The sequence below is a fragment of the Streptomyces umbrinus genome (assembly GCF_030817415.1).
Classification (GTDB): domain Bacteria; phylum Actinomycetota; class Actinomycetes; order Streptomycetales; family Streptomycetaceae; genus Streptomyces; species Streptomyces umbrinus_A.
Window position 1 is genome coordinate 8,927,091 of sequence record NZ_JAUSZI010000002.1, and the last position, 23,174, is coordinate 8,950,264.

Sequence of the window (23,174 nt, forward strand, 5' to 3'; positions counted from 1 at the left end):
GTGGAGACCCGAACGTGCGGCGGACGTGCGTGAACACGGGTCGATCGGATAGCAAGGGCGTATGGCGGTGTTCGTCGCGCTCGGCGCGTTCCTCATGACGCTGGCCGGCGGCTGGACGGCGCAACGCGTCACCGACCGCCGCCACCTCGTACTCGGTCTGGCAGGCGGTCTGATGCTGGGCGTCGTCGGCCTGGACCTGCTGCCGGAGGCGCTCGACGCGGCGGGCGACGAGATTTTCGGCGTACCGGCCGCGCTGCTGCTCTTCGTGGCGGGCTTTCTGCTGGCCCATCTGGTGGAACGCCTGCTGGCCGTCCTCCCCCAGTCTCGGCTCCGCTCGACCGGGGGGACCCCCATGGCGGCGCACGGCGGGGAGGAACACAACGGCCGGGCCCCCGAAGTCGGCCTGACGGCCGCCGCCGCGATGGTCGGCCACAGCGCCATGGACGGTGTGGCGATCGGCGCGGCCTTCCAGGTCGGCGGCGGCATGGGAGCGGCCGTGGCCGTCGCCGTGATCGCCCACGACTTCGCGGACGGCTTCAACACGTACACGATCACGACGCTGTACGGGAACGCCCGCCGCAAGGCGGTCGCGATGCTGTTCGCGGACGCGGCGGCCCCGGTCGTGGGCGCCGCCTCGACGCTGCTGTTCACCATCCCCGAGCATCTGCTCGGCGGCTATCTCGGCTTCTTCGGCGGCGCGCTGCTCTATCTCGCCGCGGCCGAGATCCTCCCCGAGGCCCACCACGAACACCCGGCCCGCTCCACGCTGCTGTGCACGATCGCGGGGGCGTCCTTCATCTGGCTGGTGGTGGGCATCGCGGAGTGAGGCGCGCGGGTGGCGCCCTCCGACCGGAGTCACTGTTCTGACGGGAGTCACAGCTTGCCGCCGCGTCCGCCGTCGCGCCGCGCGGGCGCGATGAGCGTCGAGAGGTAGGGCAGCGGAGCGCCGTCCAGTTCGGCCGCGGGCCGGATGGACTCCTCCGGCAGCCCCAGGGCCGACCCCCACACGGCGTCGTCGAGGCGCCCGGTCTCCCGCAGCGCCGCGGCGACCTCCTGCGCCTGCCGCCCGAACTTGTAGGCGACCACGGTCCCGGGCCCGTTGAGCGCGTCCTTGAGCGCACCGGCCCCGGCGGTGACGGGCACGAGCGTCAGCGGTTCGGTGCCCTCGGTCAGCACGGCCCCGGACCGGGCGGCGAGATCCTGCATGGCGGTGATGCCGGGCACGGTCTCGACGACGGTCCCCGGTACGACGTCCTCGATGGTCTGCGCGAGATAGGTGAACGTGGAGTACACGTTCGGATCCCCGATGGTCGCGAACGCCACGATGCTGTGCGTACGCAGCAGCGCGGCCACCCGCTCCCCGGCGGCGTCCCAGGCGGCCTCGCGGCGCCCCCGGTCGGACCGCTCGTTGAGCGCGAAGACGACCCGTACGACCTTCTCCTCGGGCACGTAGTGCAGCACGGTGGCCTCGGCGCGCCCGCGCTCGCCCGTGTCCATGACGGGCACGACGACGACGTCCGCCGCCCGAAGGCAGTTGACCCCCTTGACGGTCACGAGCTCGGGATCCCCGGGCCCGACCCCGACCCCGATCAGCCTGCTGTTGCCCATGACCCGACACACCTCTCCACAAACCGACGGGCGACACCGGGCGCCGACGCCCAGTGCGTATGCAGATAACTCGCATGCACGCCCTGCTGTACGAAACCTTCGACCCGCCGCACCGGAACGCGTACGCCCCAGGCCGGAGCGATCCCCGCCCCGGGCTCCACGACGGTCCGGTGAAACTCGTGCCCGCGCATCCGGCTGCCGGCCTCGGCCAGCACACTGTCGGACACGGCGACGGCATCCCGATACCCCAGCGTCAGCCGCTCGTCCATCCGCGCCTTCGCGTCGATCACCCCGCACATCGGCAGGCCGTCGAGCTCACGCGAGAGATACAGCAGCCCCGCACACTCGGCCGCGACCGGCGCCCCACGCTCGGCGAGCGAGGCAACGGCCTTACGGAGGGGTTCGTTGGCGGACAGCTCAGGGCCGTACACCTCGGGAAACCCGCCTCCGATGACCAACCCCCGTGTCCCCTCGGGCAGTTCCTCATCCCGAAGCGGATCGAAGACGACGACTTCAGCTCCGGCGGCGGCAAGCAACTCGGCGTGCTCGGCATAGGAGAACGTGAAGGCAGCCCCACCGGCAACGGCAATGCATGGTGCGCCTGGAGGCCTTGCTCGGGGCTCTTTCAGCCCGTCCGGCGTTTGAGGACGAGGCCGTTCAGGCCGATACGGGGGTCTGGGGGCAGAGCCCCCAGGGACGGGAACGGGAAGGGGCGGCGGGGGCGAAAATGCCACGGCCTCAGCCGCATCCCACGCGTCACCCGGCAACGACCCAGCTCCGCGCGCCAGCGCGAACAGTGCGTTCAGATCGCACCCCTCCCGCACCTGCGAGGCCATCGCCGCAACAGCAGCAACCGCCTCAGCCCGCCGCTCGGCAACAGGCACCAGCCCCAGATGCCGAGAAGGCGTCCCCACCTGCTCAACCCGCCGCAGAACACCCAGCACAGGCACCCCGGACTCGTCCAACGCCTCCCGCAGCATCCCCTCATGCCGCTCGGACCCCACCTTGTTCAGGATCACCCCGCCGATCCGCACCTCCGGATCCCAGGAGGCAAACCCATGCACCAGCGCGGCCACGGACCGCGACTGAGAAGAGGCGTCCACGACCAACACCACAGGCGCCCGCAGCAACTTCGCCACATGAGCGGTGGAGGCGAGCTCCCCTTCCCCCGCGGCCCCGTCGAACAGGCCCATCACGCCTTCGACGACAGCGAGATCGCACCCCCGCGCCCCATGGGCGAACAGCGGCGCGACCAACTCCGCCCCGCACAGATACGCGTCGAGATTCCGCCCCACCCGCCCGGTGGCGAGCGCGTGATATCCGGGATCGATGTAGTCGGGCCCCACCTTGTGCGGGGACACGGCAAGCCCCCGCGAGGCGAACGCGGCCATCAACCCCGTGGCGACGGTGGTCTTGCCGCTGCCCGAGGAGGGCGCGGCAATGACCAGCCGAGGGACGGAAGAACTCACCACTCGATGCCCCTCTGCCCCTTCTGACCGGCGTCCATGGGGTGCTTGACCTTGGACATGTCCGTCACGAGGTCGGCGAGTTCGACGAGCTTCTCGGGAGCGTTGCGCCCGGTGATCACGACATGCTGGGTCCCGGGCCGGTCCCGCAGCACGGAGACGACCTCGTCGACATCGACCCACCCCCAGTGCATGGGGTAGGCGAACTCGTCGAGGACGTACAGCTTGTACGTCTCGGCGGCGAGGTCGCGCTTGACCTGTTCCCAGCCCTCGCGGGCCTTCTCCTCGTTGTCCATCTGGGAGTCGCGCTGCACCCAGGACCAGCCCTCGCCCATCTTGTGCCAGTCGACGGCCCCGCCCTCGTCGGAAGCCCCCAGCACCCGGAGCGCGTTCTCCTCGCCGACCTTCCACTTCGCGGACTTGACGAACTGGAAGACCCCGATCGGCCAGCCCTGATTCCAGGCGCGCAGCGCGAGCCCGAAGGCGGCGGTGGACTTGCCCTTCCCGATCCCGGTGTGCACGACCACGAGCGGCCGGTTCCGCCGCTGACGAGTCGTCAGCCCGTCGTCGGGCACCACACTCGGCTGTCCCTGCGGCATTACGCGGCCCTCCTGCTGTTGCCCTGAACATCCCTGACGAGCCCGGCGATCGAGTCGGCACGCAGCTCGTCCAACGTCACGGCCGTACCACCGAGTTCACCCGCGAGCTGTCCCGCGAGTCCGAGTCGCACGGGCCCGGACTCGCAGTCGACGACCACGGAGGCGACCCCGTCGGCGGCGAACAGCCGCGCGGCCCGTCCGGCGAGCGCGATGGGCTCAGGCCCGCCCGTGGCCCGCCCGTCGGTCACCAGGACCACCAACGCCCGCCGAGCCGGATCCCGCAATCGCTCCACCCGCAGCACGTCATGCGCCCGCAGCAACCCGGCGGCCAGCGGCGTACGCCCGCCGGTGGGCAGCGACTCCAGCCGTACCGCGGCCGCGTCCACCGAAGACGTGGGTGGCAGCGCGACCTCGCCCGTCGACCCGCGGAAGGTCACGAGCCCCACCTTGTCCCGCCGCTGGTAGGCGTCGAGGAGCAGCGACAGCACGGCCCCCTTGACCGCGCTCATCCGCTGCCGGGCCGCCATCGAACCGGAGGCGTCCACGACGAACAGCACGAGGTTCCCCTCGCGCCCTTCCCGCGTGGCCTGCCGCAGATCGTCGCGCCGGACCACAAGACCCGGCCCGGATCGGCCGCGCGCCCGCTGATGCGGGGCCGCGGCCTGCACGGTGGCCGCCAAGTGCAGCTTGGTGAGGGCCCCATGGGGCCGACGCGCCCCGGTGGTCCGCCCGTGTTCGGTCCGCGCCCGCGACCGCCGCCCGGCGGCACCCTCGCCCAGGCCCGGCACGCTCAGCACCTTCGTACGGAACGGTTCGGCGGCCCGTACGGGAGCCTGCTCGCCCGCGCCCGGCGACGGCGCCTGTCCGCTCTCGGAGGGCTCACCCTGGGCGGGCACCTCAGCGGAGCTCTCGCCGCTGCCGTCGTCGCCGCTGTCGGGCCCTTCCTGAGGCGGCTGCCCGCCGCCCCCGTCGGGACCGTCCGGATCCGGATCCTCGTCGCCGGAATCGCCGGAATCGCCGGAATCATCGGAACCGCCCGAGCCGTTGGAGTTCTCCCCGCTCCCGAACTCCTCCAACGTCTCGTCGAGCTTGTCCTCGTCAAGTCCGGGCGCGTCGAAGGGATTTCGCCGACGCCGGTGCGGCAGCGCGAGCAGCGCGGCCTGCCGTACGTCCTCGGCCAGCACCTCCGTGCGCCCGGCCCACGCGGCCAGCGTGGTGGCGGTCCTGGCCATCACGATGTCGGCGCGCATGCCGTCCACCTCGAAGGCCGCACAGGTCGCCGCGATCTGCCGCAGCGCCCCGTCGCCGAGCGCGACCGACGGCAACAGCTTCCGCGCGGCCACGATCCGCGACCGCACCGCCGTCTCCTCGTCGGCCCAGCGCGCCGCGAAGCCGTCCGGATCGTCGTCGTACGCGAGCCGCCGCCGCACGACCTCCACCCGCTGATCGGGCTCCCGCGAGGCGGCCACCTCGACCGTCAGCCCGAACCGGTCGAGCAACTGCGGCCGCAGTTCGCCCTCTTCGGGGTTCATGGTCCCCACCAGCAGGAACCGTGCGGCATGCCGCACGGAGACACCCTCGCGTTCCACGTACGAGGCACCCATCGCGGCCGCGTCCAACAGCAGGTCGACCAGGTGGTCGTGGAGGAGGTTGACCTCGTCCACGTACAGGATCCCGCGGTGCGCGTCGGCCAGCAGCCCGGGCTCGAAGGCCTTCACGCCCTCGGCCAGCGCACGCTCGATGTCCAGCGCGCCGACGAGCCGGTCCTCGGAGGCGCCGACCGGCAACTCGACCATGCGCGCGGGCCGTTGGACCCCTGCTCCCACCTCGTGCGGCCCGTCCGGGCACGCCGGGTCGGGAGCGGCGGGAGCGCACGAGAACCGGCATCCGGCGACGACGTCCACCTCGGGCATGAGCGCCGAGAGCGCGCGCACGGCCGTCGACTTGGCGGTGCCCTTCTCGCCGCGTACGAGCACACCGCCGACCGCGGGTGACACGGCGTTCAGGAGCAGCGCGAGCCGCAGGTCGTCCTGTCCGACGACAGCCGTGAACGGAAAGGGGGTACTCACTGGTCGTCGCCCTCCAAGTCGCCTTCGAGCTCCAGGTATGTGGCGCGCAGCCGCTCCAGCGTCTCGGCGTCGGGCTCGGCCCACAGCCCGCGGTCCGCCGCTTCGAGGAGTCGTTCCGTGATGCCGCGCAGGGCCCAGGGGTTGGACTTCTTCATGAAGTCCCGGTTCTCCGCGTCGAAGACGTACTCCGCGCTGAGCTTCTCGTACATCCAGTCGTCCACGACCCCGGCCGTGGCGTCGTACCCGAAGAGGTAGTCGACGGTCGCCGCCATCTCGAAGGCGCCCTTGTAGCCGTGGCGCCGCATGGCCGCCATCCAGCGCGGGTTGACCACGCGGGCGCGGAAGACCCGGTGGGTCTCCTCGCCGAGGGTGCGGGTCTTGACCTGGTCGGGGGTGGCGGAGTCGCCGACGTACGCCTCGGGGCTCGCGCCCGTCAGGTGCCTGACCATGGCGACCATGCCGCCGTGGTACTGGAAGTAGTCGTCCGCGTCGACGAGGTCGTGTTCGCGGGTGTCGACGTTCTTGGCGGCCACGGCGATGCGCTTGAACGCCGTCTCCATGTCTCCGCGCGCCGCCCGCCCGTCGAGCCCGCGCCCGTAGGCGTAGCCGCCCCACACCGCGTACACCTCGGCGAGGTCGGCGTCGGAGCGCCAGTTGCGCGCGTCGATGAGGGGGAGGAGACCGGCTCCGTACGCGCCCGGCTTCGAGCCGAAGATACGGGAGGTCGCGCGCCGTCGGTCGCCGTGCTCGGCGGTGTCCTCGTCGGCGTGCGCGCGGACGTAGTTCCGGTCGGCGGGCTCGTCCAGGTCGGCCACCGCCCGTACCGCGTCGTCGATCAGGCCGACCACGTGCGGGAACGCGTCCCGGAAGAAGCCGGAGATGCGGACCGTGACGTCGATGCGCGGCCGGCCGAGCTCCTCCAGGCCGACGACCTCGAAGCCGGTGACACGCCGCGAGGCGTCGTCCCACACCGGCCGGCAGCCCAGCAACGCCAGGATCTCCGCGATGTCGTCGCCCTGGGTGCGCATCGCGGAGGTGCCCCAGACCGTCAGGCCGACGGACTTCGGGTAGTCGCCGGTGTCCTGGAGGTACCGCTGCACCAGCGAGTCGGCGAGCGACTGCCCGACCTCCCAACTCAGCCTGGACGGGATCGCCTTGGGGTCGACCGAGTAGAAGTTGCGGCCGGTCGGCAGGACGTTCACGAGGCCGCGGGTCGGTGAACCCGAGGGGCCCGCCGGGACGTAACCGCCGTTCAGGGCAAGGAGGATGTGGTCGATCTCGTCCGTCGTACGGGCCAGACGCGGCACCACCTCACGGCACGCGAACTCCAACACCGCGACAGCATCGGGGAGTTCGGTGCCCAGGACCTCGCGTACGAGAGCGGGCACGGCCGCGGCGTCCCAGCCGCGCTCCTCCATGCCCTCCGCGAACCGGCGGCACAGCTGCTCAAGGAGATCGATCGCGTCGGCCGCCGACCGCGAGGGTCCCGGGACCAGGTCGCTCAGCTCGACCGGCACCTTCAGCGGCGCACCGGGCTCGCCCAGCAACTCCTTCTCGACCAGGCCGAAGTGCTCGGCGAGACAGGCCCGAAGGCCCGGCAGCGCGTTCGCCGTCCCGCCCCACACCTGGGAGGCCCGCAGCACGGCCAGTACGAGGTTCACGCGCGGCTCGGCCTCCGGGCCGCCGCCGAGAATGTGCAGGCCGTCGCGGATCTGCACGTCCTTGATCTCGCACAGATAGCCGTCGATGTGCATGACGAACGAGTCGAAGGCGTCGTCGTCCGGCTGGTCGTCCACATGCAGGTCGTGGTGCAGCTCGGCCGCCTTGACCAGCGTCCAGATCTGGGCCCGCACCGCCGGGGCCTTCGTCGGGTCCAGGTCGGACACGAGCGCGTACTCGTCGAGGAGTTGCTCCAGCTTCGCCAGATCGCCGTACGTGTCCGCGCGCGCCATCGGCGGTACGAGGTGGTCGACGACCGTGGCGTGGCCGCGGCGCTTGGCCTGGGTGCCCTCGCCGGGATCGTTGACGATGAAGGGGTAGACGAGGGGGAGTTCACCGAGGACGGCGTCCGGCGCGCAGCCTCCGCTCAGCCCGAGTCCCTTGCCCGGCAGCCATTCCATCGTGCCGTGCTTGCCCATGTGCACGACGGCGTCGGCGCCGAAGCTGTTGTCCAGCCAGCGGTACGCCGCCATGTAGTGGTGCGACGGCGGCATGTCCGGGTCGTGGTAGATCGCGATCGGGTTCTCGCCGAAACCGCGCGGCGGCTGGATCATCACGACGACGTTCCCGAACTGGAGGGACGCGAGCACGATGTCGTCGCCGTCCACGTACAGGTTGCCCGGCGGCTCGCCCCACGCCTCCAGCATCCCGTTGCGCAGATCCGGGTCGAGCTTGTCGAACCAGGCCCGGTAGTCGGCGAGCGGCACGCGTGCCGGGGCCGAGGCGAGCTGCTCCTCGGTGAGCCACTCGACGTCGTGGCCGCCGGCCGCGATGAGCCGGTGGATCAACTCGTCGCCGTTGTCCGGGTATTCGGTCAGGGCGTACCCGGCGTCCCGCAGCGCGTCGAGGACCCGTACCGCCGAGGCGGGGGTGTCGAGGCCGACCGCGTTGCCGACCCGGGAGTGCTTGGTCGGATAGGCGGTGAAGACGAGCGCGAGCTTCTTCTCCGCGTTCGGCTTGTGCTTCAACCGGGCGTGGCGCACGGCGATTCCGGCGACGCGGGCGGCCCGCTCGGGGTCGGCGACGTACACCGGAACGTCGTCGGGACCCTGCTCCTTGAACGAGAACGGGACCGTGATGAGGCGCCCGTCGAACTCCGGGATCGCGACCTGCATCGCCGCGTCCATGGGGGAGAGGGCGGCGTCGGACCCCGCCCAGGCCGCCCGCGACGAGGTCAGGCAGAGCCCTTGCAGGACAGGGACGTTGAGGTCGGCGAGCGCGCCGATGTCCCAGGCCTCCTCGTCACCGCCCGCGGACGCCTGCGAGGCGTGCGTGCCACCGGCGGCGAGGACCGTCGCGACCAGCGCGTCTGCCTTGCCGAGGATCTCGTACAGGCCCGCGTCGGCGTCGCGCAGCGAACCGCAGTACACGGCAAGGGCGTTGGCGCCCCGGGCCTCGATCGCGTCGCACAGGGTGTCCACGAAGGCGGTGTTGCCGCTCAGTTGGTGGGCCCGGTAGAAGAGCACGCCCACGGTCGGACGGCCCTCGACGTACGCGCGCTCGCCGTGGACCCCGAACTCGGGCATCTTCCGCGGTTCTTCGAAGCCCTCGCCCGTCAGCAGCACGGTGTCGGACAGGAAGCGGGCCAGCTCGGTCAGGTTCTCCGGGCCGCCCTCGACCAGATAGCGCAGCGCCTCCGCGACGACCCCGGCGGGCACGGACGACTCGGCCATCAGCTCCGCGTCGGGGACGGACTCCCCGCCGAGCAGCACGGTCGGGATGCCGGACGCCTTCAGAGCGGCGAGCCCGTCCTCCCAGGCACGCTTGCCGCCGAGCAGCCGTACGACGGCGACGTCCGCGCCCCGGACCAGCGCGGGAAGCTCCTCCGCGACATCCACGCGGGTGGGATTGCCGATCCGGTACGCGGCGCCGGCGGCACGCGCCGCCAGCAGATCCGTGTCGGCGGTCGACAACAACAACACTGTGCTCATGCGGGTGCTCCCGGTGGAATGAAGGGCAGTCCTGTCGGCGCGCCGGACTCGATGAGCCGCCACAGCGCGTCCGTGTCCGCGTGTTCCTCGATCAGATCGCCGAGCCGGTCCAGCTGCTCCTCGCGCAGCGACCCGAACGACGTGTCGGCGGCCGGTACGAAGCGGCGCCCCGCGGCGGCCGCCACCTCGCGAAGGAAGGCCCGGCGGAAGCCGTCCGACTCCAGCGAGCCGTGCCAGTGGGTGCCCCAGACCTCGCCGACCCGGCAGCCGTCCAGGAAGGGTTCCCCGCCCGTGATCCGGGCGACCCCGTGGTGGATCTCGTACCCCTCGACGGGTTCGCCGAGCGCCTCGCCGACGGGCCGGGTCAGGGTCTTCTCCCGCGCGAACCGCACCCGCACGGGAAGGAGTCCGAGCCCGTCCACCTGGCCGGCGCGCGACTCGACCTCGTCCTCGATGTGCTCGCCGAGGATCTGGAAGCCGCCGCAGATACCGAGCACGGGACGCCCCTCCGCGGCCCTTCTGGCGAGGGCGTCCGCGAGGCCGCGCTCCCGCAGCCACTCCAGGGCCCTGACCGTGCCCCGGGTGCCGGGCACGACGACCAGGTCCGCGTCGACGAGCTCCTCCGCCCGGTCCACGAACCGCACGACGACACCCGGTTCGGCGGCCAGCGCGTCCACGTCCGTGAAGTTGGACATCAGCGGTATCGCGCAGACGGCCACCCGCAGGATGCCCTCGCCGACGGGGGAGGAGACCGCCGACTCCCGGACCGAGCCCCTCAGCGAGACCGCCATCCCGTCCTCCTCGTCGATGCCGAGACCGTGCTGGAAGGGCAGGACCCCGTACGTACGACGTCCGGTGAGGTTCTCGAGCATGTCGAGGCCGGGCTCCAGCAGGGACACGTCCCCGCGGAACTTGTTGACGAGGAACCCGGCGACGAACGCCTGGTCCTCGGGCGAGAGCAGCGCCACGGTCCCGAAGAAGGAGGCGAAGACACCCCCGCGGTCGATGTCGCCGACGACGAGCACGGGCAGCCGCGCGTTGCGCGCGATGCCCATGTTCACGATGTCCGTCCGCCGCAGATTGATCTCGGCGGGGCTGCCCGCCCCCTCACAGATCACCGCGTCATACGTGCCCCGCAACTCGGCGAGGCACTCCAGGACGGTCCCGAGGAGCTGTTCCTGCCGCCCGCCGTGATAGCCGCGGGCGCTCATCTCCCCGACGGGCTTGCCCATGAGGACGACCTGGCTGCTGCGGTCGCTGCCGGGCTTGAGCAGCACGGGATTCATGAGCGCGGTGGGCTCCACGCGCGCGGCCTGCGCCTGCATGGCCTGCGCCCGCCCGATCTCGGCGCCCTCGCGGGTGACGAACGAATTGAGCGACATGTTCTGCGCCTTGAAGGGCGCGACCTTGACACCGCGCCGCACCAGCCACCGGCAGATCCCGGCGGTCACGACGCTCTTGCCCGCGTCGGAGGTGGTACCGGCGACGAGCAGCCCGCCGCCTGTGCCCCCGCCCGTTCCCCCGCTCATGACGTACGCCCCTTCGTGCGAAGGCCGTTGACGAGGAGCCGCCCGGCGACACTCACGCCGAGCGCGAGCCAGCCCACGCGCCGCGAGAGCCGTACGGCCCGCTCGATGTCCCCGACCTCCACGGCCCGCCCACCACCATTCAGTACGGGCCGGTGCTCGACCCTCCCGGCGTACGAGAGCGTCCCGCCCAGCCGCACGCCGAGCGCCCCAGCGAACGAGGCCTCGACGGGCCCGGCGTTGGGGCTCGGGTGCTTGACGGCGTCGGCACGCCAGGCGCGTACGGCCCCTCGCGGATCGCTGCCCGCGGCGGTCGCGAGGACGGCGGTGAGCCGCGCTCCCGGCCACCCCGCGACGTCGTCGAGCCGTGCGGAAGCCCAGCCGTACCGCCGGTACTTGGCGGACCTGTGCCCGACCATGGCGTCGAGCGTGTTCACGGCACGGAACCCGACGAGCCCCGGCACACCGGCCGCGGCACCCCACACGAGGGCGCCCACGACGGCGTCGGAGGTGTTCTCGGCGACGGACTCGACGACGGCCCTGGCGATCCCGTCGGCGTCCAGTGCCTGCGGATCCCGCCCGCACAGGTGGGGCAGCCGTTCCCGGGCCACCTCGATGTCCCCGGCGGCGAGCGCCCCGCCGATGGCCCGGGCCTCCCGCCCGAGTGAAGTCCCGCCGACGACGGACCAGGTGGCGGCGGCGGTCAAGGCGACGGACGCGGCACGCGAGCCACGCACGGAACGGCCGGCGAGCGCGGCGAGCCCGGTGGCACCGCCGGCACACACGGCGGTGTGCAGCGCGCCCCACCCCCGGTGGTCCCGCCACAGCACCCGCTCCACGGCACCCGCGGCCCGCCCGAACGCGGCGACCGGATGCCCCCGGCGGGGATCGCCGAGCAGCAGGTCACCGAGAAGGCCGGCGGCGGCGCCGTACGCGAAGACGCGATCGGCACGCATCGGTTCAGCCGACCGTCAGGTCGGGCACAACCGTCGCTCGAAAGGCACTTGGGCAGCCGCGCATGGCGATTTGTCCTCACTCAGGGTGTCCACGCCCTGGTTCGACGAGACCGACGGCGAGAGTTCCTGGCTCCCGGGGTATCGATTCCCCGGTAACAGTGGCGGGACCGCGCCGGATTCACACCGGCTTCCTCTCCTGCCGCCGTACATGGCTCCGGCAGTCCACCACGCCCACGAACACCCGTCAACTTGCCGTTGACCTGCGACGGGAGAGTGTGCTGAGGCCCACACACGGACACGACTCCGCCCCGCCGACCGGAGGGTCGGCGGGGCGGAGTCGTGCGGGACGGGAGGTGCCGGACGCGTCAGGCGACGATCAGATAGATCCCGTACACCACCGCTGCCGCGCACGCGGCGAAGCAGGCGTACGCGCCCGTGACCGCGAGGGTCGCGGTGTCGCCCTGGGCGGAGGCGGACTCGCGCTTGGAGAGGCCGACGATGCCGAGGGTGAAGAGGCCCACGAGGGCGACGGTGACGATGAGGCTGACTCCGAAGACGGAGCCGAGGGCTGCCCAGTCGATCTTCATGCTGTGGGTTCCTTACACCGTGGCCGGGCGGGCGGGCTCGGTGGCGTCCGGGCCCGGGATGGTGGTCTTGAGTTCGTCGGCCGCGGCGACCGTGCCCGCCGGCGGCGGGGTGACGGCGGCGATGGCGGTGGTCACGACGCCGGCGGGCTCGCCGTTGACGTCGTTCACGTTGTCGACGGTGACGGGCTGGCGGCGGGAGAGCGTCCAGATGACCGCCGAGCCCGCGATCAGCAGCGCGCCGGTGAGGACGATGCCCCAGGTGCCCTGCTTGGTGAGGAACTCGGCGCCCGCGCCGACCAGACCGGCGGCGGGAAGCGTGAGGCCCCAGGCGACGAACATGCGGGTCGCGGTCGACCAGCGGACGACGCCGCCCTTGCGGCCGAGGCCCGAACCCATCACGGCGCCGGAGCAGGACTGGGTGGTGGAGAGCGAGAAGCCGAGGTGCGAGGAGGCCAGGATGACCGTCGCGGCGCTGGTCTGGGCGGCGAAGCCCTGCGGCGGCGCGAGGTCGGTGAGGCCCTTGCCCATGGTGCGGATGATGCGCCAGCCGCCCAGGTAGGTGCCGAGCGCGATGGCGATACCGGCCGAGACGATGACCCACAGGGGAGGGTTCGACCCGGGCGCGATCACACCGCCGGTGACCAGGGCGAGCGTGATGATGCCCATGGTCTTCTGCGCGTCGTTCGTGCCGTGGGCCAGCGAGACCAGGCCCGCGGAGGTGATCTGACCGGCGCGGTAGCCCTTGGAGGTCGCCTGCTCACCGGCCTTGCTGCTGATCCGGTACGTCAGCCGGGTGGCGAGCATCGCGGCGAGCCCGGCCACCAGCGGCGCGGCGATCGCGGGGAGCAGGACCTTGGTGACGACGGTCGAACCGTTCACCGACGACCAGCCGGCCGACATGACCGCGGCGCCGATCAGGCCGCCGAACAGTGCGTGGGAGGAACTGGAGGGCAGACCCAGGAGCCAGGTCAGCAGGTTCCACAGAATGGCGCCGACGAGCGCCGCGAAGATCACTTCGGTGCGGATGCCCTCTTCGTTGATGAGGCCGCCGGAGATCGTCCTGGCGACCTCCACGGAGAGGAACGCACCGACGAGGTTCAGTACGGCGGACATGGCCACCGCCGTCTTGGGCTTCAGGGCACCGGTCGAGATGGTCGTCGCCATCGCGTTGGCTGTGTCGTGGAAACCGTTCGTGAAATCGAACACGAGAGCGGTAACGATCACGATTCCGAGGAGGAGCGTGATGTGTTCCATTTACCCAGGCTTCTCTTGGACGTCAGTAGCACAGGGACCGTAGGCAACCTGGATGAACGGAAGATGAACTGAGGGGGGCAGCGGGGTGGCGCGATAGAGGTGCCATCACTCCACTTGTGTCGGAGTGGCGGCGAGAGGTCTCGAACAGAGGCGGAATTCCGGGGTCCGCTACCCCTGCTGTCCCCTCGCGAACGCCCTGAGCTGATTCAGGGATCCGTTGAAGAGATTCTGGTCACCCGGCAGGCTGCCGCCGTTGTCGTACTGCCAGAAGGTCCAGAAGTTCCAGCCGGACGGCAGCGACCCCGCCGTCGAGCTGTACCGGGCCAGCCACAGCGGATGGTTCGCGGCGAACGCGGCGCTGTTGCCCGTGCACATCTTCCACCAGTTGTAGTTGGTGTAGATCACCGGCCGACGGCCGGTCTGCCGCTTCACCTCGTTGCTGAAGGCCTTGATCCAGCTGACCATCCTGCTCTTGCTCAGGCCGTAGCACTTCTTCTTGCCGTACGGGTTGTATTCGATGTCCAGCGCGGGCGGCAGCGTCCAGCCGTCCGCGCGCCAGCCGCCGCCGTTGCGCAAGAAGTACGCGGCCTGCGTCGTCCCCGAGGACTTGTGCGGCAGGGCGAAGTGGTACGCCCCGCGGATGATGCCCGCGCCGCGCGCCCCGTTGTACTGCTGGTTGTAGTACGGATTGCGGTACGTGTGCGACTCGGTGGCCTTCACATACACGAACTTGGCGCCTTTGCTCTTGGCGCTCGACCAGTTGACGTTCTTCTGGTGCGAGGACACGTCGTGGCCCTTGGGCTTGGCGGCCGCCGAGGCCGGCACCTCCACGAGAGCGGTGCCGCCGAGCGCCAGTGTCGCCACGGAGGCGGCGACGAATCGGGCGCGCTGACGGGACGGTTTGCGATCACGAGCCATGTTTCCCCCCGGAATGGCGACGTGCACGAAAAATCTCCCAGAGATTACTGGAAGATCCCTGAAAGCCCGTCGCATGCCGGTCATTCGTTCCCGGCAGGCGATTCATGCCCTTGTGCGACCTTTCGGATGCGTCGGTCGCGGCCTGAAGTGCCCCGCCCGTCCCGGGGTTGAGCTGCGCGGCTGGCAGGATCGCGGCATGGCTGAACAGCGGCGGGACACAGGGGACGGACGGGGCGCGGGGGAGCGGGACGCGCCCCCGGCGCGGGAGGCGCTGCAGCGGGCGTGGGACGAGCTCGTGGCGACGGCCCGCCGGACGGTGGCCGACGGTCTGGTCGTCGGCACCTCGGGCAACGTGTCGGTGCGCGTGGGCGACACCGTCCTGGTCACACCGAGCGGAGTCCCGTACGACCGGCTGGCCCCCGGGGACCTCTGCGGGGTCTCCCTCGACGGCCGGCAGGTGCTCGGTTCGCTCGTTCCGACAAGCGAACTGCCCATGCATCTGGCGGTCTACCGCACCACCGATGCGCGGGCCGTCGTCCACACCCACGCGGTACACGCAACGGCCGTCTCGACCCTCGTCACCGAGCTGCCGCTCATCCACTACATGGCCGCCGCGCTCGGCGGTCCCGTCCGCGTGGCCCCCTACGCCACGTACGGCACGGAAAAGTTGGCCGAGAACATGCTCCGAGCCCTCCGGGACCGCACCGCCTGTCTGCTTCAGAACCACGGCACCCTTACATACGGAGCCACTCTCCCCCAGGCCTACGACCGCACGGCCCAACTGGAGTGGATGTGCCGCGTCTGGCTGACCGCCTCATCACTCCCCGGGTACACGCCCACGCTGCTGACCCGGGAACAGGTCACGGAGGTGGCGGAACGCCTTGAGGGGTACGGCCAGGGACGGTGACGGGGCACGCCCGCTGGCGGGGTTGAGGTTGAGGTTGGGGTGGCGGCGGGGCGCTGGCGGGGTTGAGGTTGAGGTTGGGGTGGCGGCGGGGCGCTGGCGGGGTCGAGGTTGGGGCGGTGACGGTGGCGGGGCGCCGGCAGGGCGCGGCCGCCGACCCTGGCCGGGTGGGCCGCTGTGCCTGAGTGTCCGCCGCAACAGCGCGCAGTTGACGCCACCATCCCGGCGGTGCCGATCCCACGGATCCCGGTGATCCCGCCGATCCCGCCGACCGTGGTGATCCCACCGAACCCAGCGATTCCGACGGCCCCCTTCCACCCCACACTCCGCCGAGCCGTACCCGAACACTCCTGCCCCGCTCCACTGGCCGACAACGGGCTCCGTCAGGAGACTGGACCCGTGCGCACCGTGAATCCGACGGCAGCAGCCGTCACCGTCGCCATAGCCGGCGCAGCCACCGTCGCCGCCACGGTGGCGGTCGGCCGCTTCGCCAGCGACGCCGCTCTCAAGGCGCCGCCGGGCAGACCACTGCCCACCGAGCCCCGCCTCACCGTGCACTCCACGGCGGCGGGACAGATCACCCTGACCCGAGCCCTGGCCTCACAGCGCCCGGGCGTGTACGGCCTCGGCGGCGACGGCAGCCACGCGGTCGTCGGCCCGCTCCTGAGCGCCGCCCCGCACTCCGCCGACACGGTCGTACGCCGACTGGAACGGGTCACGCACGGCACCCTGGAACCCGGGGACAAGGTGTGGTTCACCCCGGGCGTGCACATCGGCAACCCGAGCGCCGCCCTCGGCCTCGACCACGCCGACGTGGACGTCCCCGGCGAACTCGGAGCCCTGCCCGCCTGGTTCGTGCCCGCCGCCCGCGACACCTGGGTGATCACCGTGCACGGCCTCGGCGCCACCCGCGAACACCCCATGAACGTCATGGAGTTCCTGCACCGCCACCAGTTCCCGGTCCTCGACCTCGCCTACCGCGGTGACCTGGGCGCGCCCCGCCCTCCCGACGGCCTGAACCACCTCGGCGAGACCGAGTGGCGCGACCTGGACGCGGCCATCCGCTACGCCGTGCGCTACGGCGCCGAACGGGTCGTCCTGCACGGCTGGTCCACCGGCGCCACCATGGCCCTGCGCGCCGCGGCCCACTCGGCGCTGCGCGAGCGGATCTCCGGCCTCGTCCTGGACTCGCCCGTCCTCAGCTGGGAGACCACGCTGCGCGCCCTCGCCACGGCCCGCCGCACCCCCGGCGCCCTGCTGCCGCTGGCCGTCCGCGCGGCCCAGGGCCGCACAGGTCTGCACGGCGACCGCACCGAGGGCGCCGCCGACCCCGAACGGCTCAAGGTGCCGATCCTCGTCCTGCACGGCCCGGACGACACGGTCGCCCCCTGGGGCCCTTCACGCCGCCTCGCCCAGGCCCGCCCCGACCTCGTCACCCTGCACACGGTCCGGGGCGCCCCGCACGGCGCCATGTGGAACGCCGACCCGGCCGGCTACGAAGAGGCACTCCGCCGCTTCCTCACCCCCCTGATGTAGCGACCTCGTCCAGCGGCCTCGTCCAGCGACCTGATCCACCTGATCTCCTGACGCGGCCCCCTCTCCGCCCCTTCCCGCCTCTCCCCGTCCGCTGCCGGGGCGTCCGTTCCGCCCGGTCCCGAAGGTTCCGTTTAACTCCGTACCACCTGCCCGTTCACGCCCCGGGAGTGCTCGCGGGGACCGGTGCGCAGGCCACCGCTGTGGCCCCCTGTGGCATTCCGTTTGGGTTTTCGGACCGTCAACCGGAAGACTGCCCCCGTGACGTCCCGTATCCCGCGCGACTCCAGGCTCCGACTCGTCCGCCCGCGAACCCTGGCCGCCGCCCCCCGAGCGATGACCCAGAGGCCCACGCGCCGACCCGCACCCCGCCCGCCGGAAGGCACACCGGCACCCGGGGAACTCGCCCGCATGGCGCGCTCCGTACTCGCCGGCGCGGCCCGCGTCGCCCGGTGGGCCGACGCCGTCCTGAGCCCGGCCAAGGACCGCGAGGGCACCGCTTCGGGCGGAACCCCCGAGGGCGCCGGCACGCTCTCCGACGCGACCGCCCAACGGGCCGCCACCGATCTGGCCCTGACCCCGGCTCAGGCCCGCGCGGACTGGGACACCGCACGTCTCGCGGGCCTCGTCGAGGTGCACGGCGGCATCGCGCGCCCCGGCTGGCGGCTGCGCGCCTGGAACCGCGACGACAGCGCCGTGCTGCGCGGCTGGGTCGCCCTCTTCGACGCCTGGTCGATCGCCCACCCCGGCCCCGACGGACGCGAGCCCGCGGCCGTCGCCGAGGTCGTCTCCGCGATGCCTCAGGTCCTCTCCTTCCTCCAGCTGTCCGCGGGGCCCGTCCCCGTACCGCAACTCCTCGACCTGCTCGAACAGCGCGTCACGGAACTGCGCACCGAGCGCTGCGAGATCCCCTACGGCCCGCAGCCCGAGCCCGTCGAGAGCCCCGCCGAGGACACCCCGCTGGCCCCCCTCCTCGACTGGGCGCTGCACGCGATCGCCGACGTGGGCGCCCTCACCTGCGCCGACGGCCAGGCCACCCTCACCCCGCTCGGCAGCTGGGCGGTCTGGGTCAAACTGGAGCAGATCTGCGTCGCCGCGCAGAGCCCCGCAGGGAACATCGAGCAGGGCGCCGAGGACATGCTCCGCGGCTGCGCCCAGCTCCGCCCGAACGCGGCCCGCGCCGAGTACCGCGCCTGGCTCGCCGCCCGCCCCGTCGGCAGTGCCGTCACCGAACTCCTCGATGCCGCCCGCGGCGAGGACGCCCTCCTGCGCGGACTCGCCTTCGAGGCCCTGCGCGTCGTCGGAGCCCCCGCCGAGCCCGATGTCCGCTCCGTGTCCGACGAGACCCATCTGCGGCCGTACGCCCTGCTGTGGCTCGCCGAGCACGACGGGCACGACCCCGAGGACGCCCACGAGGTACTGACCCGCGAGGAGGCCACCTGGCTGTGGGTCGACACGGCCGCGGCCGTCGCCGACCACGGCGAAGCCCCGCTTCTCGTACGGCACTTGGAGTCCGCGGTGCAGCCGACCGTGCCTGCGCTGCTCGACGAGGTGCGGGCGGTGGGGCATCCGCGCACCGTGCAGGTGCTGGTCGCGCTTGCCGCCGCCCATCCCGATCCGGCGCTCGCGAAGGCCGTGCGGCGGGCTGCGTTCCAGGTGCACACCGGGGGCAGCTAGCCGCTGGCCGCTCCGCGGAGGGCGTCGAGGGTGCGTGTTCGGGTGCGGTCCGCTGTGGCCGGTCGCGCCCACGCGGCGGAGCCGCATATTGACACAGCCCCGCGCCCCTTATGGGGCGCAGTGTGCGGGCGGGGCCAATCGCGTCAGGCCGTTATCTCCGGGGCGTACGTGCCGAAGCTCCAGATGTTGCCCTCGATGTCGCGGGCCATGTAGTCCCGGGAGCCGTAGTCCTGGTCCGTCGGGGGCATCAGGATCTCCGCCCCGTGAGCGACGGCCTGCTGGTGGTGGGCGTCGATGTCGTCCACGACGACGTACACCCCGGTGTGCGTCGAGCCCTTCATCGCCTCGTCGAAACGGCCGCCGGTGCCCCGGGAGCCGAGCATCACCGCGCCGTTGCCCTGCACCAGCTCGGCGTGCAGGACCTTGCCGTCCTCGCCCTCGTAGACCGAGGCCTCGCTGAAGCCGAAGGCCTCCGTGAGCTGTTTGATCGCCGCCTTCGCGTCCGTGTACAGCAGTGTCGGGTAGATGCTCGGGCGCCCGCCGTCCGTGCCTGCCATGCCGATCACTCCCTCTGGTCCCGGTGCCGGAACATCGCCTGAATGTGACCTGCTCCACAGTCTTGCACCCGGCACTGACAACGCCCTCCCGAGCCGGATCCGGGCGGCCCCGACAGGCTTCGCCCGCTCAGCGGAAGGTGTTGCACCGGGCCATGTCGCCCGTGCGGTAGCCCTCGTAGAACCACTGCTGCCGCTGCTTCGCCGAACCGTGCGTCCAGGACTCGGGTGTCACCCGGCCCTGGTACCGCTCCTGGATCCGGTCGTCGCCCACGGCGGCCGCCGCGTCCAGCCCGTCACGGATGTCGGCGTCCGTGAGGCTGGTGATCAGCGGCCTGCCCGTCGACTCGTCGTTCGTGGTCGTCGCGTGGTGGGCCCACACGCCCGCGTAGCAGTCGGCCTGCAGCTCGACCCGCACCGCGTTGCTGGTCGCGCCCGTCCGCCCGTCCTGGGAGCGGCTCAGCGTTCCCATCAGGTCCTGCACGTGGTGCCCGTACTCGTGCGCGACCACGTACGCCTGCGCGAACGGTCCGCCGCTCGCGCCGAACCTCGTCCGCAACTCCTCGAAGAAGCCCAGGTCCAGATAGACCTTCCGGTCGGCGGGGCAGTAGAAGGGCCCGACCGCCGACGTCGCCGCGCCGCACGCCGTGCCGACCTGATTGCCGAAGAGGACGGTCGGCGACCGCGTGTACGTACCGCTGCGGCGCTCGAACTCCTGATCCCAGAAGTCCTGGACGCTGTTGACCACCGCCACGATGCGGCAGTCCTCCTTGGCGTTCGCGTCCCGTCCGGTACGGCACGTCTGCTGGACCTGGGCGAGGGACGAGGCGGTCGCCGCGGGCTCGTCGTCGCCGGAGGACAGGCCCAGCTGGTCGGGGCCGACGCCGAAGAAGAGTCCCAGCAGGAGGGCGATCAGAGCGGCCGCGCCACCGCCGACGGTCGCCCTGCCGCCGGGGATCCGACTGCCCCGTACGTCCTGCACCTCGGAGGTGTCCAGATCGGCGTCGTCGTCGAACTGCATGGGCGCACCACCCTCAGCGGACGTCGTCCCCCTGGCGTCATCCTCGCCGGGCGCCCCGGGGCGCGGCGCAGGGCGGAGGGCCGAACGGGGGACACCTCGCCACCGGCCCGCCGTGTCACGACGGGGGTCGCGGCCGGACCCCTCCGGCATGGCTACGCTCTGCGCCTGTTCAGCGGCCCGTAGGCCCTGGACCGTGGGCCGTGGTCACCGAAGGGAACACAGTGGTCGTTCCACCGGCCGAGGCGCCGGAGGCGCGACAAACCGCTTCCGGTCTCCTCGACGCCCCGCCCCTCACGGCCGCGCCTCTCGAAGCCGGGTCTCCTGAAACCCTGCTCCCCGAAGCCCCGCCCGGAGGGGCCCCCGCCGCCACCACCCGCTCCCGCATCCCCGTACCGCTGTCGGCCTCCTCCTGGTCGCCCTGCTGCTCGCCGCGGTCCACCACGCGCGCCCGCTGCCCTACGGGGACCATTTCGTCGCCCACGCGCGCGTGAAGCACGCGCACGCGACACCGACCCGGCTGGGTACGCGCGGGGCCACGGTCGAGGCGTACGACGGACGGACCGGTGCGCTGCGCTGGACCGACGGGCGCGAGGGGCGCCGACCACTCGCCGTGCTCCCCGCGCGCGGGGACGCGATCACGCTCTGGGACGACGGACTGGTCACCGCCCCCTCCCACGGAGCCGTCCGCCGGCACAGGGCGGCCCTGCCGGGCGCCTCCGACCGGCTCGCGGCCCATAGGGGCGCCGGAGTGCTGCGGAACCTCGACCGCGGGATGCTCGCCGTCGTCACTCCGCGGCGCGTCACCGCGTACCGCGTCGAGGACGGTGACCTGGGCTGGGTGGTGCCCGCCCGCAGGGGCTGCGTCTTCGCACCCGCGCGGGCGGTTCGGCGCGGAGCGGTGCCTCCTGGTCGCGCAGCCCTGCCCGGGAGGGGACTGGACCGCCCAGCTGATCGCGGTGGACGACCTCGGCCGGATCACCCCGCACCGCACCCCGTTGGGCAATGAGCATCACACTTCCGAACACCCGCACGCAGAAAAAGTGGTTGCACGGCCCCGTTAGACTTGGCCCATGGCCATTCTCCTCGCGCACTAGACGGCGTGACCGATCCCAGCCGCCCACCCCGTCATCAACCCTGCCCAGGAGTATGTCCGTGATTTCCGCCTCCGGTGTCGAACTGCGTGCCGGCGCCCGCGTCCTCATCGAGTCCGCCACCTTCCGCATCACCAAGGGCGACCGCATCGGTCTGGTCGGCCGTAACGGCGCCGGCAAGACGACCCTCACCAAGGTCCTCGCAGGCGAGGGCACCCCCGCCGGCGGCACCGTCACCCGCTCCGGCGAGGTCGGCTATCTCCCGCAGGACCCGCGCACGGGCGATCTCGACATGCTGGCCAGCGACCGCGTCCTGTCCGCGCGTGGCCTGGACACCCTGATCCGCAAGATGCGCGAGAACGAACAGCGCATCGCGAACGGCTCGGGCGCCACCCGCGAGAAGGCGATGCGCCAGTACGAGCGCCAGGAGACGGAGTTCCTCACCAAGGGCGGATACTCCGCCGAGGCCGAGGCCGCCACCATCGCCGCCGCGCTCAACCTGCCCGACCGGGTGCTCGGCCAGCCCCTCCATACGCTCTCCGGCGGTCAGCGCCGCCGTATCGAGCTGGCCCGCATCCTCTTCTCGGACGCGGACACCCTGCTCCTCGACGAGCCGACGAACCACCTCGACGCCGACTCGATCGTCTGGCTGCGCGACTACCTGAAGACCTACCGCGGCGGCTTCATCGTGATCTCCCACGATGTCGACCTCGTCGAGACGGTCGTCAACAAGGTGTTCTACCTGGACGCCAACCGCGCCCAGATCGACGTCTACAACATGGGCTGGCGGCTCTACCAGCAGCAGCGCGAGGCCGACGAGAAGCGCCGCAAGCGCGAGCGGCAGAACGCCGAGAAGAAGGCCTCCGCGCTCCACTCGCAGGCCGACAAGATGCGCGCCAAGGCCACCAAGACCGTCGCCGCCCAGAACATGGCCAAGCGGGCGGACAAGCTCCTCGCGGGCCTCGAGGCCGAGCGGAAGTCCGACAAGGTCGCCAAGCTGCGCTTCCCCGAGCCGTCCCCCTGCGGCAAGACCCCGCTGATGGCCGAGGGCCTGTCGAAGTCGTACGGCTCGCTGGAGATCTTCACCGACGTCGACCTGGCCATCGACAAGGGCTCCCGCGTCGTCATCCTCGGGCTGAACGGCGCCGGCAAGACGACCCTGCTCCGCCTCCTCGGCGGCGCCGAGAAGCCCGACACCGGGCAGGTCATAGAGGGTCACGGCCTCAAGCTCGGCTACTACGCGCAGGAGCACGAGACCCTCGACCCCGCGCGCACGGTCCTGGAGAACATGCGCTCCGCGGCCCCCGACCTGGACCTGGTCGAGGTCCGCAAGACGCTCGGCTCGTTCCTGTTCTCCGGCGACGACGTGGACAAGCCGGCCGGGGTCCTCTCCGGCGGCGAGAAGACCCGCCTCGCGCTCGCCACCCTCGTGGTGTCGTCCGCGAACGTCCTGCTCCTCGACGAGCCGACGAACAACCTCGACCCGGCCAGCCGCGAGGAGATCCTCGGCGCCCTGCGCACCTACAAGGGCGCCGTCGTCCTCGTCACCCACGACGAGGGTGCCGTCGAGGCGCTCCAGCCGGAGCGGATCATCCTGCTGCCGGACGGCGTCGAGGACCTGTGGGGCTCCGACTACGCGGATCTGGTGGCCCTCGCCTGAGCCCCGTACGGCCCACCGAGGGGGTCATCGGTGCTTGATCGAACCACTGATCAACTGCGTATGGATCATTCGGCTTATCCGTGATCCATCATCTGTGTGAG

General features: G+C 71.9%; 18 protein-coding genes and 1 riboswitch. Of the genes, 6 read left to right on the plus strand and 12 right to left on the minus strand.

The genetic code is table 11. The annotated features are described in order from the left end of the window. The first annotated feature begins 61 nt into the window (after positions 1-61). Positions 62-826, plus strand: coding sequence for a ZIP family metal transporter (locus tag QF035_RS39435; protein ID WP_143637122.1), 765 nt, complete (start codon positions 62-64; stop codon positions 824-826). A 47-nt stretch (positions 827-873) separates the two neighbouring features. Here QF035_RS39435 and cobI read toward each other — a convergent pair whose 3' ends face one another. The 10 genes from cobI to QF035_RS39485 form a co-directional block, all read right to left on the minus strand. Continuing rightward, positions 874-1,608 carry a precorrin-2 C(20)-methyltransferase gene (gene cobI, locus QF035_RS39440; RefSeq protein WP_373466802.1) on the minus strand — a complete coding sequence of 245 codons (735 nt, stop codon included), beginning with the start codon at positions 1,606-1,608 and terminating at the stop codon, positions 874-876. After that, complete coding sequence (locus QF035_RS39445; protein ID WP_307525938.1) at positions 1,590-3,077, minus strand: cobyrinate a,c-diamide synthase; 1,488 nt, start codon at positions 3,075-3,077, stop codon at positions 1,590-1,592. The genes cobI and QF035_RS39445 overlap by 19 nt, the downstream gene beginning before the upstream one ends. Next, the gene (gene cobO, locus QF035_RS39450) at positions 3,074-3,673 is read right to left on the minus strand and encodes a cob(I)yrinic acid a,c-diamide adenosyltransferase (RefSeq protein WP_307525940.1); all 600 of its coding nucleotides are present in this window, start codon (positions 3,671-3,673) and stop codon (positions 3,074-3,076) included. The genes QF035_RS39445 and cobO overlap by 4 nt, the downstream gene beginning before the upstream one ends. Next, positions 3,673-5,742, minus strand: a complete 2,070-nt coding sequence (locus QF035_RS39455) for a putative cobaltochelatase (protein ID WP_307525942.1) — start codon at positions 5,740-5,742, stop codon at positions 3,673-3,675. Before QF035_RS39455 ends, cobO begins: the two co-directional genes overlap by 1 nt. Beyond that, a complete protein-coding gene (gene cobN, locus QF035_RS39460; protein ID WP_307525944.1) occupies positions 5,739-9,392 on the minus strand; it encodes a cobaltochelatase subunit CobN in 3,654 nt (1,217 codons plus the stop codon). The genes QF035_RS39455 and cobN overlap by 4 nt, the downstream gene beginning before the upstream one ends. Beyond that, entirely contained in the window at positions 9,389-10,921 is a 1,533-nt protein-coding gene (locus tag QF035_RS39465; protein WP_307525945.1) for a cobyric acid synthase, read from the minus strand. Before QF035_RS39465 ends, cobN begins: the two co-directional genes overlap by 4 nt. Next, the gene (locus tag QF035_RS39470; RefSeq protein WP_307525947.1) at positions 10,918-11,874 is read right to left on the minus strand and encodes a cobalamin biosynthesis protein; all 957 of its coding nucleotides are present in this window, start codon (positions 11,872-11,874) and stop codon (positions 10,918-10,920) included. The genes QF035_RS39465 and QF035_RS39470 overlap by 4 nt, the downstream gene beginning before the upstream one ends. Before the next feature lie 98 nt (positions 11,875-11,972). After that, positions 11,973-12,116: riboswitch (cobalamin riboswitch) on the minus strand. A gap of 123 nt (positions 12,117-12,239) precedes the next feature. Continuing rightward, the gene (locus QF035_RS39475) at positions 12,240-12,461 is read right to left on the minus strand and encodes a hypothetical protein (protein WP_307525948.1); all 222 of its coding nucleotides are present in this window, start codon (positions 12,459-12,461) and stop codon (positions 12,240-12,242) included. 12 nt (positions 12,462-12,473) lie between these two features. After that, a complete protein-coding gene (locus QF035_RS39480; protein WP_307525950.1) occupies positions 12,474-13,715 on the minus strand; it encodes an inorganic phosphate transporter in 1,242 nt (413 codons plus the stop codon). 168 nt (positions 13,716-13,883) lie between these two features. Next, complete coding sequence (locus QF035_RS39485) at positions 13,884-14,633, minus strand: lysozyme (protein ID WP_307525952.1); 750 nt, start codon at positions 14,631-14,633, stop codon at positions 13,884-13,886. Between the two features lie 196 nt (positions 14,634-14,829). Here QF035_RS39485 and QF035_RS39490 point away from each other — a divergent pair, with 196 nt between their 5' ends. From QF035_RS39490 to QF035_RS39500, 3 genes are all read left to right on the plus strand, one after another. Beyond that, positions 14,830-15,540, plus strand: coding sequence for a class II aldolase/adducin family protein (locus QF035_RS39490; protein ID WP_307525954.1), 711 nt, complete (start codon positions 14,830-14,832; stop codon positions 15,538-15,540). A 396-nt stretch (positions 15,541-15,936) separates the two neighbouring features. After that, positions 15,937-17,073, plus strand: coding sequence for an alpha/beta hydrolase (locus tag QF035_RS39495; protein ID WP_307525956.1), 1,137 nt, complete (start codon positions 15,937-15,939; stop codon positions 17,071-17,073). 258 nt (positions 17,074-17,331) lie between these two features. Beyond that, complete coding sequence (locus QF035_RS39500) at positions 17,332-18,747, plus strand: hypothetical protein (protein WP_307525958.1); 1,416 nt, start codon at positions 17,332-17,334, stop codon at positions 18,745-18,747. 143 nt (positions 18,748-18,890) lie between these two features. Here the strand turns inward: QF035_RS39500 and QF035_RS39505 are convergent, their stop codons facing one another. Continuing rightward, the gene (locus QF035_RS39505; RefSeq protein ID WP_055616248.1) at positions 18,891-19,304 is read right to left on the minus strand and encodes a VOC family protein; all 414 of its coding nucleotides are present in this window, start codon (positions 19,302-19,304) and stop codon (positions 18,891-18,893) included. Between the two features lie 127 nt (positions 19,305-19,431). Beyond that, positions 19,432-20,322 carry a KPN_02809 family neutral zinc metallopeptidase gene (gene ypfJ / locus QF035_RS39510; RefSeq protein WP_307525960.1) on the minus strand — a complete coding sequence of 297 codons (891 nt, stop codon included), beginning with the start codon at positions 20,320-20,322 and terminating at the stop codon, positions 19,432-19,434. Positions 20,323-20,809: 487 nt separating this feature from the next. On the opposite strand from ypfJ, the gene QF035_RS39515 reads away from it, so the two are divergent. Both QF035_RS39515 and QF035_RS39520 read left to right on the plus strand, forming a co-directional pair. Continuing rightward, positions 20,810-21,328 carry a hypothetical protein gene (locus tag QF035_RS39515; protein WP_307525962.1) on the plus strand — a complete coding sequence of 173 codons (519 nt, stop codon included), beginning with the start codon at positions 20,810-20,812 and terminating at the stop codon, positions 21,326-21,328. A 146-nt stretch (positions 21,329-21,474) separates the two neighbouring features. After that, positions 21,475-23,073: an ABC-F family ATP-binding cassette domain-containing protein gene (locus QF035_RS39520; protein WP_307525964.1), complete on the plus strand. Its 1,599-nt coding sequence runs from the start codon at positions 21,475-21,477 to the stop codon at positions 23,071-23,073. The last annotated feature ends 101 nt before the right edge of the window (positions 23,074-23,174 follow it).

Excerpts from the sequence above, each read along its gene's own strand:
- QF035_RS39465 (WP_307525945.1), bottom strand. The coding sequence starts at position 10,921 with ATGAGCGGGGGAACGGGCGGGGGCACAGGCGGCGGGCTGCTCGTCGCC.
- cobI (WP_373466802.1), bottom strand. The coding sequence starts at position 1,608 with ATGGGCAACAGCAGGCTGATCGGGGTCGGGGTCGGGCCCGGGGATCCC.
- QF035_RS39490 (WP_307525954.1), top strand. The coding sequence starts at position 14,830 with ATGGCTGAACAGCGGCGGGACACAGGGGACGGACGGGGCGCGGGGGAG.
- QF035_RS39470 (WP_307525947.1), bottom strand. The coding sequence starts at position 11,874 with ATGCGTGCCGATCGCGTCTTCGCGTACGGCGCCGCCGCCGGCCTTCTC.
- QF035_RS39480 (WP_307525950.1), bottom strand. The coding sequence starts at position 13,715 with ATGGAACACATCACGCTCCTCCTCGGAATCGTGATCGTTACCGCTCTC.
- cobN (WP_307525944.1), bottom strand. The coding sequence starts at position 9,392 with ATGAGCACAGTGTTGTTGTTGTCGACCGCCGACACGGATCTGCTGGCG.
- QF035_RS39475 (WP_307525948.1), bottom strand. The coding sequence starts at position 12,461 with ATGAAGATCGACTGGGCAGCCCTCGGCTCCGTCTTCGGAGTCAGCCTC.
- cobO (WP_307525940.1), bottom strand. The coding sequence starts at position 3,673 with ATGCCGCAGGGACAGCCGAGTGTGGTGCCCGACGACGGGCTGACGACT.
- ypfJ (WP_307525960.1), bottom strand. The coding sequence starts at position 20,322 with ATGCAGTTCGACGACGACGCCGATCTGGACACCTCCGAGGTGCAGGAC.
- QF035_RS39435 (WP_143637122.1), top strand. The coding sequence starts at position 62 with ATGGCGGTGTTCGTCGCGCTCGGCGCGTTCCTCATGACGCTGGCCGGC.
- QF035_RS39505 (WP_055616248.1), bottom strand. The coding sequence starts at position 19,304 with ATGGCAGGCACGGACGGCGGGCGCCCGAGCATCTACCCGACACTGCTG.
- QF035_RS39485 (WP_307525952.1), bottom strand. The coding sequence starts at position 14,633 with ATGGCTCGTGATCGCAAACCGTCCCGTCAGCGCGCCCGATTCGTCGCC.